Source organism: Algibacter sp. AS12 (genome assembly GCF_046736315.1).
Taxonomy (GTDB): Bacteria; Bacteroidota; Bacteroidia; order Flavobacteriales; family Flavobacteriaceae; genus Algibacter_B; species Algibacter_B amylolyticus.
Map to the genome: position 1 here is coordinate 87,824 of NZ_CP151841.1, position 14,788 is coordinate 102,611.

11 protein-coding genes are annotated in these 14,788 nt (G+C 34.6%); all 11 read right to left on the reverse strand.

Features of this window, described 5'->3' with window-relative positions; genetic code table 11:
• Positions 1 to 33 precede the first annotated feature (33 nt).
• Positions 34 to 1,032, reverse strand: coding sequence for a family 16 glycosylhydrolase (locus AAFN75_RS00360; protein WP_411807735.1), 999 nt, complete (start codon positions 1,030 to 1,032; stop codon positions 34 to 36).
• Positions 1,033 to 1,090: 58 nt separating this feature from the next.
• A complete protein-coding gene (locus AAFN75_RS00365; protein WP_411807736.1) occupies positions 1,091 to 1,846 on the reverse strand; it encodes a family 16 glycosylhydrolase in 756 nt (251 codons plus the stop codon).
• Positions 1,847 to 1,901: 55 nt separating this feature from the next.
• On the reverse strand, positions 1,902 to 2,258 hold the full coding sequence (locus AAFN75_RS00370) for a hypothetical protein (RefSeq protein WP_411807737.1): 357 nt from the start codon (positions 2,256 to 2,258) through the stop codon (positions 1,902 to 1,904).
• A gap of 20 nt (positions 2,259 to 2,278) precedes the next feature.
• Positions 2,279 to 4,207: a glucosamine-6-phosphate deaminase gene (nagB, locus tag AAFN75_RS00375; RefSeq protein WP_411807738.1), complete on the reverse strand. Its 1,929-nt coding sequence runs from the start codon at positions 4,205 to 4,207 to the stop codon at positions 2,279 to 2,281.
• 40 nt (positions 4,208 to 4,247) lie between these two features.
• Positions 4,248 to 5,576 (reverse strand): sugar MFS transporter, encoded by a 1,329-nt coding sequence (locus AAFN75_RS00380; RefSeq protein WP_411807739.1) that lies wholly within the window; start codon positions 5,574 to 5,576, stop codon positions 4,248 to 4,250.
• Between the two features lie 59 nt (positions 5,577 to 5,635).
• Positions 5,636 to 7,900, reverse strand: coding sequence for a glycoside hydrolase family 3 N-terminal domain-containing protein (locus AAFN75_RS00385; RefSeq protein WP_411807740.1), 2,265 nt, complete (start codon positions 7,898 to 7,900; stop codon positions 5,636 to 5,638).
• Positions 7,901 to 7,904: 4 nt separating this feature from the next.
• Positions 7,905 to 8,696, reverse strand: a complete 792-nt coding sequence (locus tag AAFN75_RS00390) for a prolyl oligopeptidase family serine peptidase (RefSeq protein ID WP_411807741.1) — start codon at positions 8,694 to 8,696, stop codon at positions 7,905 to 7,907.
• A 59-nt stretch (positions 8,697 to 8,755) separates the two neighbouring features.
• Positions 8,756 to 10,360 carry a beta-N-acetylhexosaminidase gene (locus AAFN75_RS00395; protein ID WP_411807742.1) on the reverse strand — a complete coding sequence of 535 codons (1,605 nt, stop codon included), beginning with the start codon at positions 10,358 to 10,360 and terminating at the stop codon, positions 8,756 to 8,758.
• Positions 10,361 to 10,494: 134 nt separating this feature from the next.
• A complete protein-coding gene (gene araA / locus AAFN75_RS00400) occupies positions 10,495 to 12,003 on the reverse strand; it encodes an L-arabinose isomerase (protein WP_411809300.1) in 1,509 nt (502 codons plus the stop codon).
• 16 nt (positions 12,004 to 12,019) lie between these two features.
• Positions 12,020 to 12,721 (reverse strand): L-ribulose-5-phosphate 4-epimerase, encoded by a 702-nt coding sequence (locus tag AAFN75_RS00405; protein ID WP_411807743.1) that lies wholly within the window; start codon positions 12,719 to 12,721, stop codon positions 12,020 to 12,022.
• Positions 12,722 to 14,395 (reverse strand): ribulokinase, encoded by a 1,674-nt coding sequence (locus AAFN75_RS00410; RefSeq protein WP_411807744.1) that lies wholly within the window; start codon positions 14,393 to 14,395, stop codon positions 12,722 to 12,724. It lies immediately after the preceding gene.
• Positions 14,396 to 14,788: the final 393 nt, after the last annotated feature.

Below are 14,788 nucleotides of genomic sequence, written 5' to 3' on the forward strand. Positions count from 1 at the left end.
AGGTTTAGTTAATATCTACTTTAATTTTTCAGATTACCTTACAAATATTTTCTTTCTGAACATTTTATCTTCATCACTAATACGAATAATATATAAACCACTTTGCATGGTTGAACAAGGAATTGAAAACTTCGAGGTGTTCATTTTTTTTGAAAACACAAGCTTTCCCATTAAATCATATAATACCGTATTATAATTACCAGCGCTTAAACTTGTAATTGCAATCTCATTATTAGCAGGTAAATAATTTGCAGTAAACGACTCAGAAATAGACGGTTTAGTTACACTTAAAGAAGCATTAGGATTGGTTATAGCTAAAACTAAATTACCATCTTCTATATAAGCGTTTTCTTTAACAAAATCAACCTCGTTACCATTAAACGTCCATTCTGCTTTTGCCCAACGAGAGACGTCAAAACTATTAAAATCATCGCGCCATTGCTTAGTAAAACCTTGCGTAAAAGGATCATAGCTAGAATACTCAATCCAATCTACTGTTTGATATGCTGGCATTGCATCTTCATCTATAGTACCAACCCAGGCGGGTGTGCTAGAAATCCATGCATTAAATCTATAGCCTTGTGCTCTATTCATATGTTGTACAAATGCTCCTGTTTTTCGCCTTTTTTCTACACCATCAATATACCAAGCAACATAATCTGGTGTCCATATTAAGGTGTAGACATGAAAATCATCGGCTAAAGAATAATTTAACGGTATTTGCTGTTCACTATAGCTTAAATCTCCACTCGGATTATTCATGAATAAATTAGTGGACATTATTTGGGCATTACTCCTACCAAGAACTTCAATATCAAGTTCTGCCCAATACGGATCTGAACCTCCTGGATAATGCTCTATGGTATAAAAGGTAGATAACATACCACTTCCTTTTATCATTTTCATTCGCATTTCAAATTTCCCGTATAGTACTTTTCCTTTCGAATATACCTCGGCACCTTTATAAGGTTTTTGTGCATATAATGATGTGAAAACAAGTAGAAATATAAATGATGCTGCTATTTTTTTCATAGTTAATTGTAGTTCATTGATTTTAAAAATCAAGTATTAGTGTTTTTTTTTAAAGGGATCACTCAAATATGCTTAATGACTGTTCTCGATTGGTTATGGATAAAACTAAATTTCCGTTTTCTGTATACACGTTTTCAGCTCTAAAATCAACCGCATTACCATCAAAAGTCCAATAGCCTTTTGTCCAACGTATTGGGTTAAACCAATAAAAATCATCACGCCATTGCTTAGTAAACTCTTGCGTAGATTTGTTGAAACTGTAATATTCTAGCCAATCCACATATTGATAAGCAGGCATAGCCTTTTCGTTAATAATGCCTACCCATTCTGGCGTGGAAGATATCCATGCATTAAACCTATAGCTTTGTGGGACATTCATGTGTTTTACCACATTGCCAGTTTTCCTTCTGTATTCTACACCATCAATAAACCAAGCAATATAATTTGGTGTCCACTCTAAAGTATAAATATGAAAATTATCGGCTAATGAATATTCTAGGTTTACTTCTTGTGCGCTATGATTTAAATCACCATTTAAACCATTAGTAAATACATTTGTGGACATTATTTGAGCATTATTTTTACCCAATACTTCAATATCAATTTCTGCCCAATAATCCTTTTCAACAGAATTATGTTCAATGGTATAAAAAGTAGATAGCATACCACTACCTTCTATCATTTTCATACGCATTTCAAATTTCCCGTATAACACTTTTTCTTTCGAAAAAACCTCGCCTCCTTTATAAGGTTTTTGGGCAAATAAGAATGCAAAAAACAGCAGTAATGCTAATGTTAATACTGTTTTTTTCATATTAAATTTACTTCTTATAATTCTGATTTAAGAAATCAAATCTTATTAACTCATTCTAAGCCTTAATTTCATAAAGTTGGCTAAAACGAAGCACATGATTAAAAACACTATTAAGTTGCTTCACAACATCTTTGCAAGCCTTTTCAGACTTCCCTTCAACCTTTATTTCTATAACCTCTTTGTTATTTTCGTTCTTAAAATTTTTAATGCTAAACCTGCCATTTGGAAAATATACTTTTAGAAATTCTGATTCATTTTTTATGTATAAATCAAACTCACCCAAAACCCAATTAATAAATTTATTATAAGTAGCTTTCGTGTTAATCTCAACCACTTCTTTGTGTTTAAAGAGATATACATGTTCGCTAAAAATTTCTATATTTTTTTCCAATTTGCTTTCTAATGAATTCATTTTAAATCACGTTTAACGAATTAATAATGCCATCTTACAAAAGCCTCCATAGCTGCATAATGTGATAAACCTAGGTCATCATATAAATCGGCTGTTTCTTTGTTTCTATCTTCTGCACGTTGCCAAAACTCTCTACTATCTGTGCCTTGAAATACAACACCATCTTTTTGCGATTGATGTTTAAAAATTCCTTTTCGTTTTTCTAAAACTTGGTCTGGTCCCATTGGCACTGCCATTTCTATTTCATCGATACCCCATTCTTGCCATGCACCTCTATATAACCAAACCCAACAATCTTTCATATACTTTTTAGGCTTTAACTCTCTTACAGCGGCAAAAATAGTGTCTAAACATACTTTATGAGTGCCGTGTGGATCGGCTAAATCGCCCGCTGCGAATATTTGATGTGGCTTAATTTTATCAATTAAATCGACTGTTATCTTTACATCACCTATACCAATTGGATTTTTCTTTATAGCGCCAGTTTCATAGAAAGGCAATTCCATAAAATGTATTTGTTCATCTGGAATACCAATAAAATGGCATGTCGCTCTTGCTTCACCTTTTCTAATTAATCCTTTAATATATCTAACTTCTGGCGTATCAATTTCACTGGATTTTTTATTCTTTAAAAATTGAGCTGCTTTTTTATAAATAGATTCTGCTTCTGTGTTTGTAATTCCAAATTTATCATTGAAATCGCAAACAAAACTTGCAAAACGCAACGCCTCATCATCTGCTACAGCAATATTTCCCGATGTTTGATAGCCTACATGTACTTCGTGACCTTGCTCATGCAATCTTTTAAAAGTGCCTCCCATACTAATGATATCGTCATCTGGGTGTGGACTAAAAATTAAAACACGTTTTTTAGCAGGCTCTGCACGTTCTGGTCGTTTACTATCGTCTGCATTTGGTTTACCACCTGGCCAACCCGTAATAGTATTTTGTAGTCTGTTAAATATTTTAATATTAATATCGTAAGCCGGCCCTGAATCTGCTAATAAATCACTCATACCGCTTTCAATATAATCGGCATCGGTAAGCATTAAAATAGGCTTCTTTAAATCTAAAGCTAAATTTAAAACCGCTTTTCTAATGAGTTTATCAGTCCACTCAATTTTTTCAACTAACCATGGTTTGTTTATTCTAGTAAGTTTTGAAGCTGCTGCCTGATCTAAAATAAAAGTTGCATTATTGTGCTCTTGCAAATAAGATGCTGGCACTTGGCTAGTTACTTCACCTTCTGTTGAAACTTTAATGATATTAGACTTTCTTTCTCCCCATGCCAAAAGAATAACTCTTTTAGCTTCCATTATTTTTTTAACACCTAAAGTAATTGCTGTTCTTGGTGTGTTTTCTAATCCTGAAAAATCGCCACTTGCTGCTACTCTAGTAATATGATCTAGAGCTACTAAACGTGTTTTAGAATTTTGTAGAGATCCAGATTCGTTAAAACCAATATGTCCGTTACCACCAATACCTAAAACCTGTAAATCGATACCTCCTAAAGCTTCTATTTTTGCTTCGTAAGCATCGCAATAATTGGCTATATCTTTTTTAGATAATAAACCATCTGGCACATGAAAATTTTCTGGTAAAATATCGACATGATTAAACAATTGTTCTTTCATAAAACGAACATAACTGTTTACAGAGTCTGGTTCCATTGGGTAATATTCATCTAAATTGAATGATATTACATTTTTAAAACTTAAACCCTCCTCTTTATGTAAACGCACCAATTCAGCATATAACCCTTTTGGAGAAGATCCTGTGGCTAAACCTAAAATACAAGGTTGCTTTTGAGTTTGTTTTACGCGTATTAAAGCCGCAATTTCTTTAGCAACTGCTTTTGAAGCCTCTGTTGAGCTTTCATAAACTAAAGTGCCTATATTTTCAAATCGTTTTTCGAAACCTGTTGCTTTGTCTATATTACTTTTTAACATGTTTTTTTCTTTATAGTTACTACTGCTTTAATTTTTTATTTTAGCTTTTACTCCAACTTTTAAATTTATGTCCCCAAACCGCAAAAAACAGAATGATAGCATAACAAGGAATAAGAATCCAATAGCTACTGGTTGCTGCTGTTGATATGGCGTCGGAATTTTGCACACCTTCTGCCATTAATTCGTGGGTATTGGCATCTACAATTCTACCGTATAAAGGTGGTATAATGGCTCCACCAGAAATAGCCATAATAAGTAATGCGGAAGCCGTTTTAGTAAACTTGCCTAAGCCTTCTAAAGTTAACGGCCAAATAGCAGGCCATACTAATGCGTTGGCTATACCAAGGGCTGCCACAAACATTATGGAAATAAAACCTGTTGTATTTAATATACAGAGACTAAAAATAATCCCCAAAACAGCACTAGTAATTAAAGCTGTTTTTTGTTTAACGTATTTAGGTATTAAAAACACACCTAAGGCATAGGTTGCTACCATTGCCATTAGCGTGTAAGTTGTAAAGTATTTTGCTTCTTCACCTGTAAACCCTAGTGAAATTCCGTAAGAGATAATAGTATCTCCCGCAATAACTTCTGCTCCAACGTACACAAATAAAGCTAAAACCCCTAACCACAAGTGGGGAAATTGAAAAATGTTAGTTTTAGTACTTTTACCCGATGCGGTTACTTCTGGTTCTTCAGCCTCCACATCTGGTAGCGGTGCTTTTCTAATTAACACCCCTAAAACAAATAATACTATTGCCATTATTAAGTAAGGCATAAAAACACTATCGGCCATAGTATCCAGTAAAACTCCTTTTTCTTCGGCTGTTGCTGTTCCTAGTTGTTCTTTTACTTTATCTATACCTGACAATAATAAGGCTCCAAAAATTAATGAACCTAATGCTCCTGCTGTTTTGTTGGCAATACCCATTATAGCAATACGCTTTGCTCCACTTTCTATTGGTCCTAAAATGGTAATGTATGGATTTGATGCGGTTTGTAATAAAGTCATACCCACACCTTGAATAAAAATACCTAATAAAAATACCCAATATGTTCTTGCTTCGGCCGCAGGAATAAAAACTAAGGCGCCAATACCCATAATGATTAAGCCTAAAGACATGCCTTTTCTATATCCAATTTTATTTAAGATATACGACGCAGGTAATGCCATTACCACAAACGATATATATGATGCCGATGCCACCAAATAAGATTGAGCATCTGTAAGCTCATTTATGGTTTTCATAAAAGGAATAAGCGCTCCATTAATCCATGTTACAAATCCAAAAATAAAGAAAAGGCCGGCTATAATAATTATAGGAACCAAAGTGCTGTTTTTAGTTGAATTGTTTTGTGAATTTGACATAGTCTTTATTTTTATTTGAGGTTAAGTGTGTTTTTTTGAAAGTCGTTTAGTTTTATGAATTACTCTAATGTAAATGTGTGTTTAAAATCGAAATCTGAAGATCCTTTTATGGCTATTTGAAATTCACCAGGCTCTACATTAAAGCTCATATCGGCGGTGTAATACTTTAAATCTTCAACGGTTAAATCAAAATTTACGGTTTTACTTTCGCCTTTCTTTATAAAGACTTTTCTGAAACCTTTAAGTTCTTTTACAGGGCGTGTAAGGCTTCCTACTTTATCGTGTATATATAGTTGAACAATTTCATGACCATCATAATCTCCCATGTTTGTTATGGTTGCTGAAACAGATAATGTATCAGAAAACCCAATAGTTTTAGATGATAATGTGATATCGGAATATTGATACGTTGTATAACTTAATCCGTGACCAAATGCATAGAGCGGACTGTTTGGCGAATCTAAATAATTAGAGGTGTAATCTTCTTTAGGATTATTAGGATTCATAGGGCGTCCGGCACGTTTCATATTATAATAAATAGGCACTTGACCTACATTTCTAGGAAACGTTACAGGTAATTTAGCTGAAGGGTTATAGGCTCCAAATAATACATCGGCTACACCATAACCACCACTAGTTCCTGGAAACCATGTTTCTAAGATAGCATCTGCTAAAATATCTTCTTCAGATAAATCTAATGGACGGCCATTCATTAAAACAAGAATTATTTTTTTGTTAGGAACCGCTTCTCTAATAGCTTTTATTAATTGGGTTTGACTGCCAGGTAATTTTATATTGGTTCTAGAGGCAGCTTCACCACTCATATCATAATCTTCACCTAATACCATTACTACTTTATCTGCTCTTTTAGCCGCATTTATAGCCTCACTAAAACCACTTTCATCTTTACCTTCAATCTCACAGCCTTTTGCGAAAATAATTTTAGAATCGCCTAAATACTCCTGCACACCTTGATGTACACTAATAGCTTTTCCGTTTCTATCGCCTTCTGCCGCCCAATTCCCAATAATGTTTTCTTTATCTTTTGCTAATGGACCTATAAGTGCAATGGTTTGATTTTTATCTAATGGAAGTGATTTATTATCGTTTTTTAGCAATACCGATGCCATAGCTGCCGACTTGCGTGCGGCTTCTAAAAACTCAGGTTCGTAAATAACTTCCTTTTCGCGCTGCTCATCACTATATCTATAAGGATCATCAAATAAACCTAGCTTATACTTGGTTAGTAAAATTCTTCGACAAGCATCGTTTATAAGTTCTACATCCACCTTTCCTTCATTTACTAATTCTTCTAAGTATAAGTGGTTAGCATTACTCATCATATCTTGATCTACACCAGCTTCAATAGCTAATTTTGTAGCCTCTTTTCTGTCTTTAGCATACCCATGAACTACCATTTCATTGGTTGCAAAATAATCGGTAACTACAAAGCCTTTAAAGTCCCACTCATCTCTTAAAACATCTCTAAAAATGTATTTGTTACCAGTTGCAGGAATACCGTTAAGTTCGTTAAAGGCCGTCATAAATGTTTCTACACCAGCATCAACTGTAGCTTTAAACGGCGGAAAATAGACGTTCCAAAGTTCATCTTGCCCCATATTTACGGTATGATAATCGCGACCTGCTTGAGCCGCTCCATAACCGACAAAGTGTTTTGCGCAGGCTAGAATGGTGTTATGTTTAGATAGATCGTCACCCTGAAAACCCTGAACATACGCTTTACCAATTTTACTAGCTAGATACACGTCTTCGCCAGCACTTTCAGAAATTCTTCCCCAACGTGGATCTCTACTAATATCTACCATTGGTGCAAACGTCCAGTGAATACCAACTGCCGAGGCTTCTTGTGCTGCAATTCGTGAGCCTTTTTTAATATCTTCTAAATCCCAACTTGCTGCTAATCCTAAATTAATAGGAAAAATAGTTTTATAGCCATGAATAACATCGTAGCCAAACAATAACGGAATACCTAAACGGGTTTCTTCGACTGCTAATTTTTGTAAATCTCTAGTTGCTTTTGCCGAAAACACATTAAGCATAGCGCCAACAGCACCTTCTTTAACATACTTTTGATTGTTGTTACTTACAACTGGCCCAGTAACCGTTAAATCGCCACTGTACATTACTGTTTGTCCAATTTTTTCTTTCAATGTCATTAAACTCATTAATGAATCTATTTTAGCATCAAAAGGAGACTCTACTACGGTAGGATGATTATTTTTAGAAGTGCTTTTAGTTGTATTACAACTAAAGCCAACTAGTATTAACGCAGTAATTATAGTAGGCTTAATTAGTCTGTTCATGTTCTTAATTTTTTGTATTTGAAAATAGCCAGGTTAAAAGCTCTGCTTCGGCAAAAGCAGAATCCCAACTGTTATGATTATCTTTAGCGTATAATGTAAAGTTTGGATTCCCACCATATTTTAAAATCCCGCTTACCATTCTAACAGATTGTTGTGCATCTACAACATTATCTTGTGCGCCATGAAATACCCAAAGCGGTGTACTTTTAGCATAGGCCTTAGCCGTTTCTGGATTTCCAGCACCACAAATAGCAATTGCCGCAGCGAATAACTCTGGTTTGCGATACAAGATTTCAAAAGTTCCCATACCACCCATAGATAAACCGCCAACGTATATTTTATTTTTATTTACAAAAGGTTTAGCCACCATATCTTCCATTAATTTTAAAACTAATGCCATTGGTTTTGTTGGCTCAGAATTTAAAGGAAAATCAATTTTTATGGGTTTTGATGACCTATCGATTTGCACATTTGCCCAATAGTCATTTTTTGGACATTGCGGAAAAATAACAATGGATTGAAAATGACGTCTACTTTTTTTTGATGTAAATAAGGCACTACCGTGCGTTAATTGTGCTACGTTATCGTTTCCTCTTTCGCCTGCTCCATGAAGAAATAGTACAACCGGATATTGTTTAGACGCATCAAAATGCTTTGGCATTAATATGCGATAATTAAGCGTATCCGATTCATGCACAAAAAACTTAGAATTAAAGTATTTATTATCTTGACCGAAAGACAAACTTGCAAAACAAACAAGCAACAATAATGGTATGTATTTTTTTAAGTTAATCATGAATAGCTATTAAGGGCGAATCGAAATTTAAGCGTTAGGTCTTTTTATGTTTAATTATATTATTCGTTAATTGTTTCGTTTGTTTTTTGAGTAGTATCAGACTTCCAAGGCACTATTTTAGATGGGTAAAAATCAATTTTTAGAGCATCCAATCTATCTTTATGGTTTCCTAATCTTACTTTATATTCCTCCCAATTTCTTAATGCGGTTGGTGTCCAGCCTATTTCGGCAATCCCTATTATTCTAGGGAAAGCTAAGTATTCAATATCATCCATAGTCTCAACCGTTTCTGTCCATAATGGTGCTTCAATACCAATAATATCGTCTTTAGAAATACCACTTTCATACGTTTCTAAATCCCAGTTATACGCTTTATCCACCTCGGTATATCCTACCCAGTTTAACCCTATTCTAGAAATAGAATCATATTTCATATCCACATAAGTCTTTTTAGCAGGCGACATTAATATTTTTGCTCCTTTTTCAACACCTTTTAATGCGTTTTCACCTTTTCTAGACCAATATTGCACCACCGAAGTTGGTAACAAATCCGTATGCGCAATCTCATCCCAACCAATTACTTTTTTACCGTGCTTCTCTACAATTTTTTGGGTTTTATTCATGAAATGGATATAGTCTTTCATGGTTGTTGCATGCGATTCGTCTCCACCAATATGAATGTATTCGCCTGGAGTTAATGCTGCCAACTCTCTTATAACATCATCAATAAATTTATAGGTAAGTTCTTTATCTATACATAAGCTACTAAAACCAACTTTAGTACCATGATACAACTCTGGAGCCTTACCGTTACAGTTTAATTCGGGGTAAGATGCTAATGCAGCATTGGTATGACCTGGCATATCAATTTCTGGAATAATGGTAATAAACCTGCTTTGAGCATAGTTTACAATATCTTTATATTGCTCTTGCGTAAAGAAACCGCTTTCGCCACCACCAACTTCTGAGCTTCCTCCAATTTCTGTTAGTTTTGGCCACGATTTAATTTCTATACGCCAACCTTGATCGTCTGATAAATGCAAATGCAAACGATTCATTTTATAAACGGAAATTAAATCGATGTAGCGTTTTACATCCTCTACACCAAAGAAATGACGAGATACATCCAACATAGCACCACGATACCCGTAAGACGGGTTATCCTTAATAGTTCCTGTGGCAACTAAAAGTGTATCGGTAGTTTTGGTTGCTGCCTCAATACTTGCAGGCAATAATTGACGTAAGGTTTGTACACCATAAAATATTCCGGCAGGCATACTCGCTTTAACTATAATACCGCTTTCTTTAGTTTCAATTTCATAACCTTCATTAGTAGAAATACTATCTGTTAATTTTAAAGATATAGTATTTAAAGATTTTTCAGAATCTTCGATAATAACTGGGATTTCAAATCCGGAAGCAGAACGTAACAATTTTGCTAAATAGGTAGCTATAGGTTGTAATTCTTCAGTTTGATATTGAATTAAAGTGTTGCTTTCTATCTCGAAAGAGCTTCCTGTAGCAGTGACAGAAATAGGTTTTGGAATAACCTGTTGCTTTGCTAAATCTCGTGGGATAGCTGGCTTTTTCGTTTCACAAGACGTTAAAATAATACAACCGAAACAAACAATAAATATATAAGATAAAAAAAGATGATTCTTCATAATATGATAAAATTAATTTTATAGTATAAGTCCTTCATTTTAAAGCGATCCGTATTAATTATTCAACTGAAATTTCTAAAAAAAAACAATAAAACCGAATAAATAAACACCCACAGACTCCTTTAATATTTCAATTATAATCCTTGTTGAAACATATGATAGTAAGCCTCGTTGGCGTTAATTTTATCTTTAAAATCTCTTATAGTAGTTCTCTCATCAATAACAAGTAATTCTATCCCCGCTATATCTGCAAGATCTTCCATGTACTCTGTGTTAACAGATTGACAATACACCGTATGATGTGCTCCACCGGCTAAAATCCATGTGTTTGCAGCAATTTCTAAACTTGGTTTTGCATCCCATAATACTCTAGCTACAGGTAAATTTGGTAAATCGGCCATAGGTTTTACAGCTTCAACTTCATTTACAATTAACCTAAATCTGTTCCCCATATCTACTAAAGATACATTTATTGCATCGCCTGGAGTTGTATTAAACACTAATCTAATTGGTGCTTCTTTACCTCCAATACCTAAAGGATGTACTTCGCATGATGGTTTACCTTCTGCTATATTAGGGCAGATTTCCAACATGTGAGACCCCAGAACATACGATTTTTTTGGTGTGAAATGGTACGTGTAGTCTTCCATAAAAGAAACTCCTCCTTCTAAACCAACATTCATAACTTTTAAAGCTCTTACCATGGCAGCTGTTTTCCAGTCGCCTTCACCTCCAAAGCCATAACCATCGGCCATTAAACGTTGTACCGCAATACCTGGTAGTTGCTTTAATTCGCCTAAGTTTTCAAAAGTATCTGTAAAGGCTTTAAATCCGCCTTCGTCTAAAAATGCACGTAATCCTAATTCTATTTTGGCTGCGTCAATTAAAGAATCTCTTTGATCTCCTCCTTTAAGAAGTGATGGGGCTAAATTGTAACTTTCCTCGTAAACGGCTAATAATGTCTCGATATCATTATCTGAAACTTTGTTAATATGCTTAACCACATCTGAAGAATCGAAACCATTTACAGAAAAGCCAAATCGCATTTGCGCCGCTACTTTATCGCCTTCGGTCACCGCAACTTCACGCATATTATCGCCAATTCTAGCCACTTTTAAATGTTGTAATTCATCCCAACCTAATGCCACTCTAGACCATATTCCCAATTTTTTCTGAACATTTTCACTTTGCCAATGCCCTACAACCACTTTGCGTTTTTTTCGCATTCTGCTCATCATAAAACCAAATTCTCTATCGCCATGTGCAGATTGATTCAGGTTCATAAAATCCATATTAATAGACTCCCAAGGAATTTCTGCATTAAACTGTGTATGCAAATGGCATAGCGGTTTATTAAGAATTGTTAAGCCTTTTATCCACATCTTAGCAGGCGAAAACGTATGCATCCAGGTAATTATACCTACGCACTTTTTTTCGGCATTAGCCTCCTGACAGATATTTGTAATTTCATCTGGCGATTTTACAGTTGGCTTCCAAATAATTTTTATTGGTAATAGCGCAGATTCATTAAAACCTTCTACAATTTTTTGTGAATTTTCTGCTACTTGTCTTAAGGTCTCATCACCATATAAATCCTGACTTCCCGTAACAAACCATATTTGTTTTTGTGAAATATCTATCATAACTGTTCTATCTATTTTACTGTCCGTAATACGCATCTTTTCCATGCTTACGCTCGTAATGTTTTTTTATTAATGAATCTTTTAATCTTAATGCGCTTGGGTTTATTTGTAAGGTTAAGGTTGCCATTTGCGCTACAGTTTCTAAAACTTTACTATTATAAACCGCTTTTGCTGCATTTTTACCCCAGGCAAAGGGACCATGATTTCCAATTAAAATCATTTCGGTTTCTTTATAAGAAAGTCCTTTATCTTTAAAACAATCTAATATCTGAATACCTGTATTGTGCTCATAATTTCCTTGAATTAAGGCATCACTCATTGGTGGCGCACAAGGAATATCTGAAGTTAAATGATCGGCATGCGTTGTTCCAAAAATTGGAATATCTTGTTGTGCTTGAGCCCAGGCCACAGAATACATGGCGTGTGTGTGTGCTACACCTCCAATTTCATCCCAGTTTTTATATAGATAGGCATGTGTTTTTGTATCTGAAGATGGACGTAACTTTCCTTCAATAACGTTATTATCAAAATCTAAAATAACAATATCTTCTGGCCTTAATTCCTCATAAGGTACACCACTTGGTTTAATAGCAAAAACACCTTTATCTCTATCAACAGCACTTACATTACCAAATGTATAAATAACTAAACCTAGTGCGTTTAGCTCTATATTAGCCTCGTAACATTCTTGCTTTAATGCGTTGTAATTGGTACTCATTTATTTATCATTTGTGATCGTTTCAACAAAAGAACTCAGTTCATTGTAGGATTCCATCAAATTATTATATGTTGTTACTTTGTCCTTTTCAGGATAATAAGTAGCCTCAAAATCGCTTCCCATTTTTTGGCTTGCTTCAAGCACTGTTGGATATATACCGGCCGAAACAGCAGCATATATGGCTGCACCAAGAGCAGGTGTTTGATCTGAAGCTGCAATTTTTATTGGTTTATCAAGAACATTAGCTAGCGTTTGCATAATAAATGGCGATTTTCTAGCCACACCACCAATGCCTATAACAGTATTAATAGCAACGCCTTCTTCCTCAAATCGTTCAACAATTTTTTTAGCACCAAAACAAATAGCATTTACTAATGCCTTAAAAATGTGCGGTGCTTTTGTACCTAAAGACAAATTGGATAACGCTGCTTTTAACTCTTGATTTGTGTCTGGCGTTCTTCTACCATTTATCCAATCTAGAGCTGTTGGAATACTTTCTGACAAAGGAATATGTTCCGCCTGCTTGCTTAATACTTTTATAAAATTAGATTCAATCTCCTCTTTTAGTTTGTTTTTTTGACTCTCATCTAGAATAGCTGAGTTTAACACCAAGTTATCAATTGGCCATGACAAAACATTTTTAAACCACGCTAGTAGATCGCCAAATGCAGATTGTCCTGCTTCTAAGCCTACCAAGCCCGGTATTACCGAGCCATCTACTTGACCGCAAATACCTCGAACAGCTTTACTACCTATATTTTCGTGAGAAGACACCATAATATCGCAGGTTGATGTTCCCATAACTCTCACTAAAGCGTGCTCTTCAATTTTAGCACCAACGGCACCTGCATGTGCATCAAAAGTGCCAACTGCTATTACAGTATTGGTAGTTAGTCCCAATTTTTCTGCCCATTCTTTACTTAAGGTTCCTGCTACCTCGTTTGATGTGAAGGTTTCAGAAAACAAGTTTGCTCTTAATTCACCTAAATAAGGATCTAACTGGTTTAAAAACGTTTCTGGAGGTAAACCATTCCAGTCTGCATGCCACATGGCTTTATGTCCTGCAGCGCATCGACTTCTTTTAAATGCTTTTAAATCTTTATTTTCAATAAGTAAAAAAGTCATTAAGTCGCAATGTTCCATCCAGGAATGGGCTGCATTTTTAACTGCCTCATCTTCGCGAATAACGTGTAATATTTTTGCCCAATACCATTCGGATGAATAAATACCACCTTCGTATTTTGTGAAATTTGTACCTCCCCAATTTTCTGCTAAATGATTAATTTCATTAGCTTCTTTAATGGCAGTATGATCTTTCCAAAGCACCATCATTGCATTAGGATTTTCTTCAAACCCTTTAGTTAATGCTAGCGGCGTTCCATTTTCATCTACAGGGATTGGCGACGACCCTGTAGTATCAATACAAATACCTTTTATTAAGTTGGCATCAATCTTACCTTCCTTTACCACCGATTTAATGGTCTTTTCTAAACCTTCTATATGATCTAAGGGATGCTGTCTAAACTGATTTAAACTGGCGTTACAATAGGAATTATTCTTCCAACGCTCATACCAATGTACATCTGAGGCTACCTCAACCCCATTATCTGTATCAATTAATACAGCTCTAACAGAATCGGATCCATAATCTAAACCGATGACATATTTTTTCATTTCTCAATGTATATTTTAACAAATATAGCATTTTATTTTTTACAAGTGTTACTTTTACACTTTTAAATATTTATCATTTGGAAATTATTTCATAAAACCAATAAAAACAGTGCATAGCAAAGGATAAAACACACTTTTATCGGAATTGCTTAACGGCTTTTAACTACAATTAGCACTATAGAAAGAAAAATTACAAAACCTGAAGAAACTAACTTTTTAATTTTAATTGGTATAATTTGAAGATTTTGAATGAGTAACACTTACTCTTAAAGAACAGTATAAATTTAGAACTATAACAAAAGGAACTATTAGCAGTAATTTTTATTTAATGAGGGTAGAAACAATAATAAGACGTATTGCCTACACTATAAGGTGGTAGCTATGGAGAAAGTA

Excerpts from the sequence above, each read along its gene's own strand:
- AAFN75_RS00360 (WP_411807735.1), bottom strand. The coding sequence starts at position 1,032 with ATGAAAAAAATAGCAGCATCATTTATATTTCTACTTGTTTTCACATCA.
- AAFN75_RS00365 (WP_411807736.1), bottom strand. The coding sequence starts at position 1,846 with ATGAAAAAAACAGTATTAACATTAGCATTACTGCTGTTTTTTGCATTC.
- AAFN75_RS00370 (WP_411807737.1), bottom strand. The coding sequence starts at position 2,258 with ATGAATTCATTAGAAAGCAAATTGGAAAAAAATATAGAAATTTTTAGC.
- nagB (WP_411807738.1), bottom strand. The coding sequence starts at position 4,207 with ATGTTAAAAAGTAATATAGACAAAGCAACAGGTTTCGAAAAACGATTT.
- AAFN75_RS00380 (WP_411807739.1), bottom strand. The coding sequence starts at position 5,576 with ATGTCAAATTCACAAAACAATTCAACTAAAAACAGCACTTTGGTTCCT.
- AAFN75_RS00385 (WP_411807740.1), bottom strand. The coding sequence starts at position 7,900 with ATGAACAGACTAATTAAGCCTACTATAATTACTGCGTTAATACTAGTT.
- AAFN75_RS00390 (WP_411807741.1), bottom strand. The coding sequence starts at position 8,696 with ATGATTAACTTAAAAAAATACATACCATTATTGTTGCTTGTTTGTTTT.
- AAFN75_RS00395 (WP_411807742.1), bottom strand. The coding sequence starts at position 10,360 with ATGAAGAATCATCTTTTTTTATCTTATATATTTATTGTTTGTTTCGGT.
- araA (WP_411809300.1), bottom strand. The coding sequence starts at position 12,003 with ATGATAGATATTTCACAAAAACAAATATGGTTTGTTACGGGAAGTCAG.
- AAFN75_RS00405 (WP_411807743.1), bottom strand. The coding sequence starts at position 12,721 with ATGAGTACCAATTACAACGCATTAAAGCAAGAATGTTACGAGGCTAAT.
- AAFN75_RS00410 (WP_411807744.1), bottom strand. The coding sequence starts at position 14,395 with ATGAAAAAATATGTCATCGGTTTAGATTATGGATCCGATTCTGTTAGA.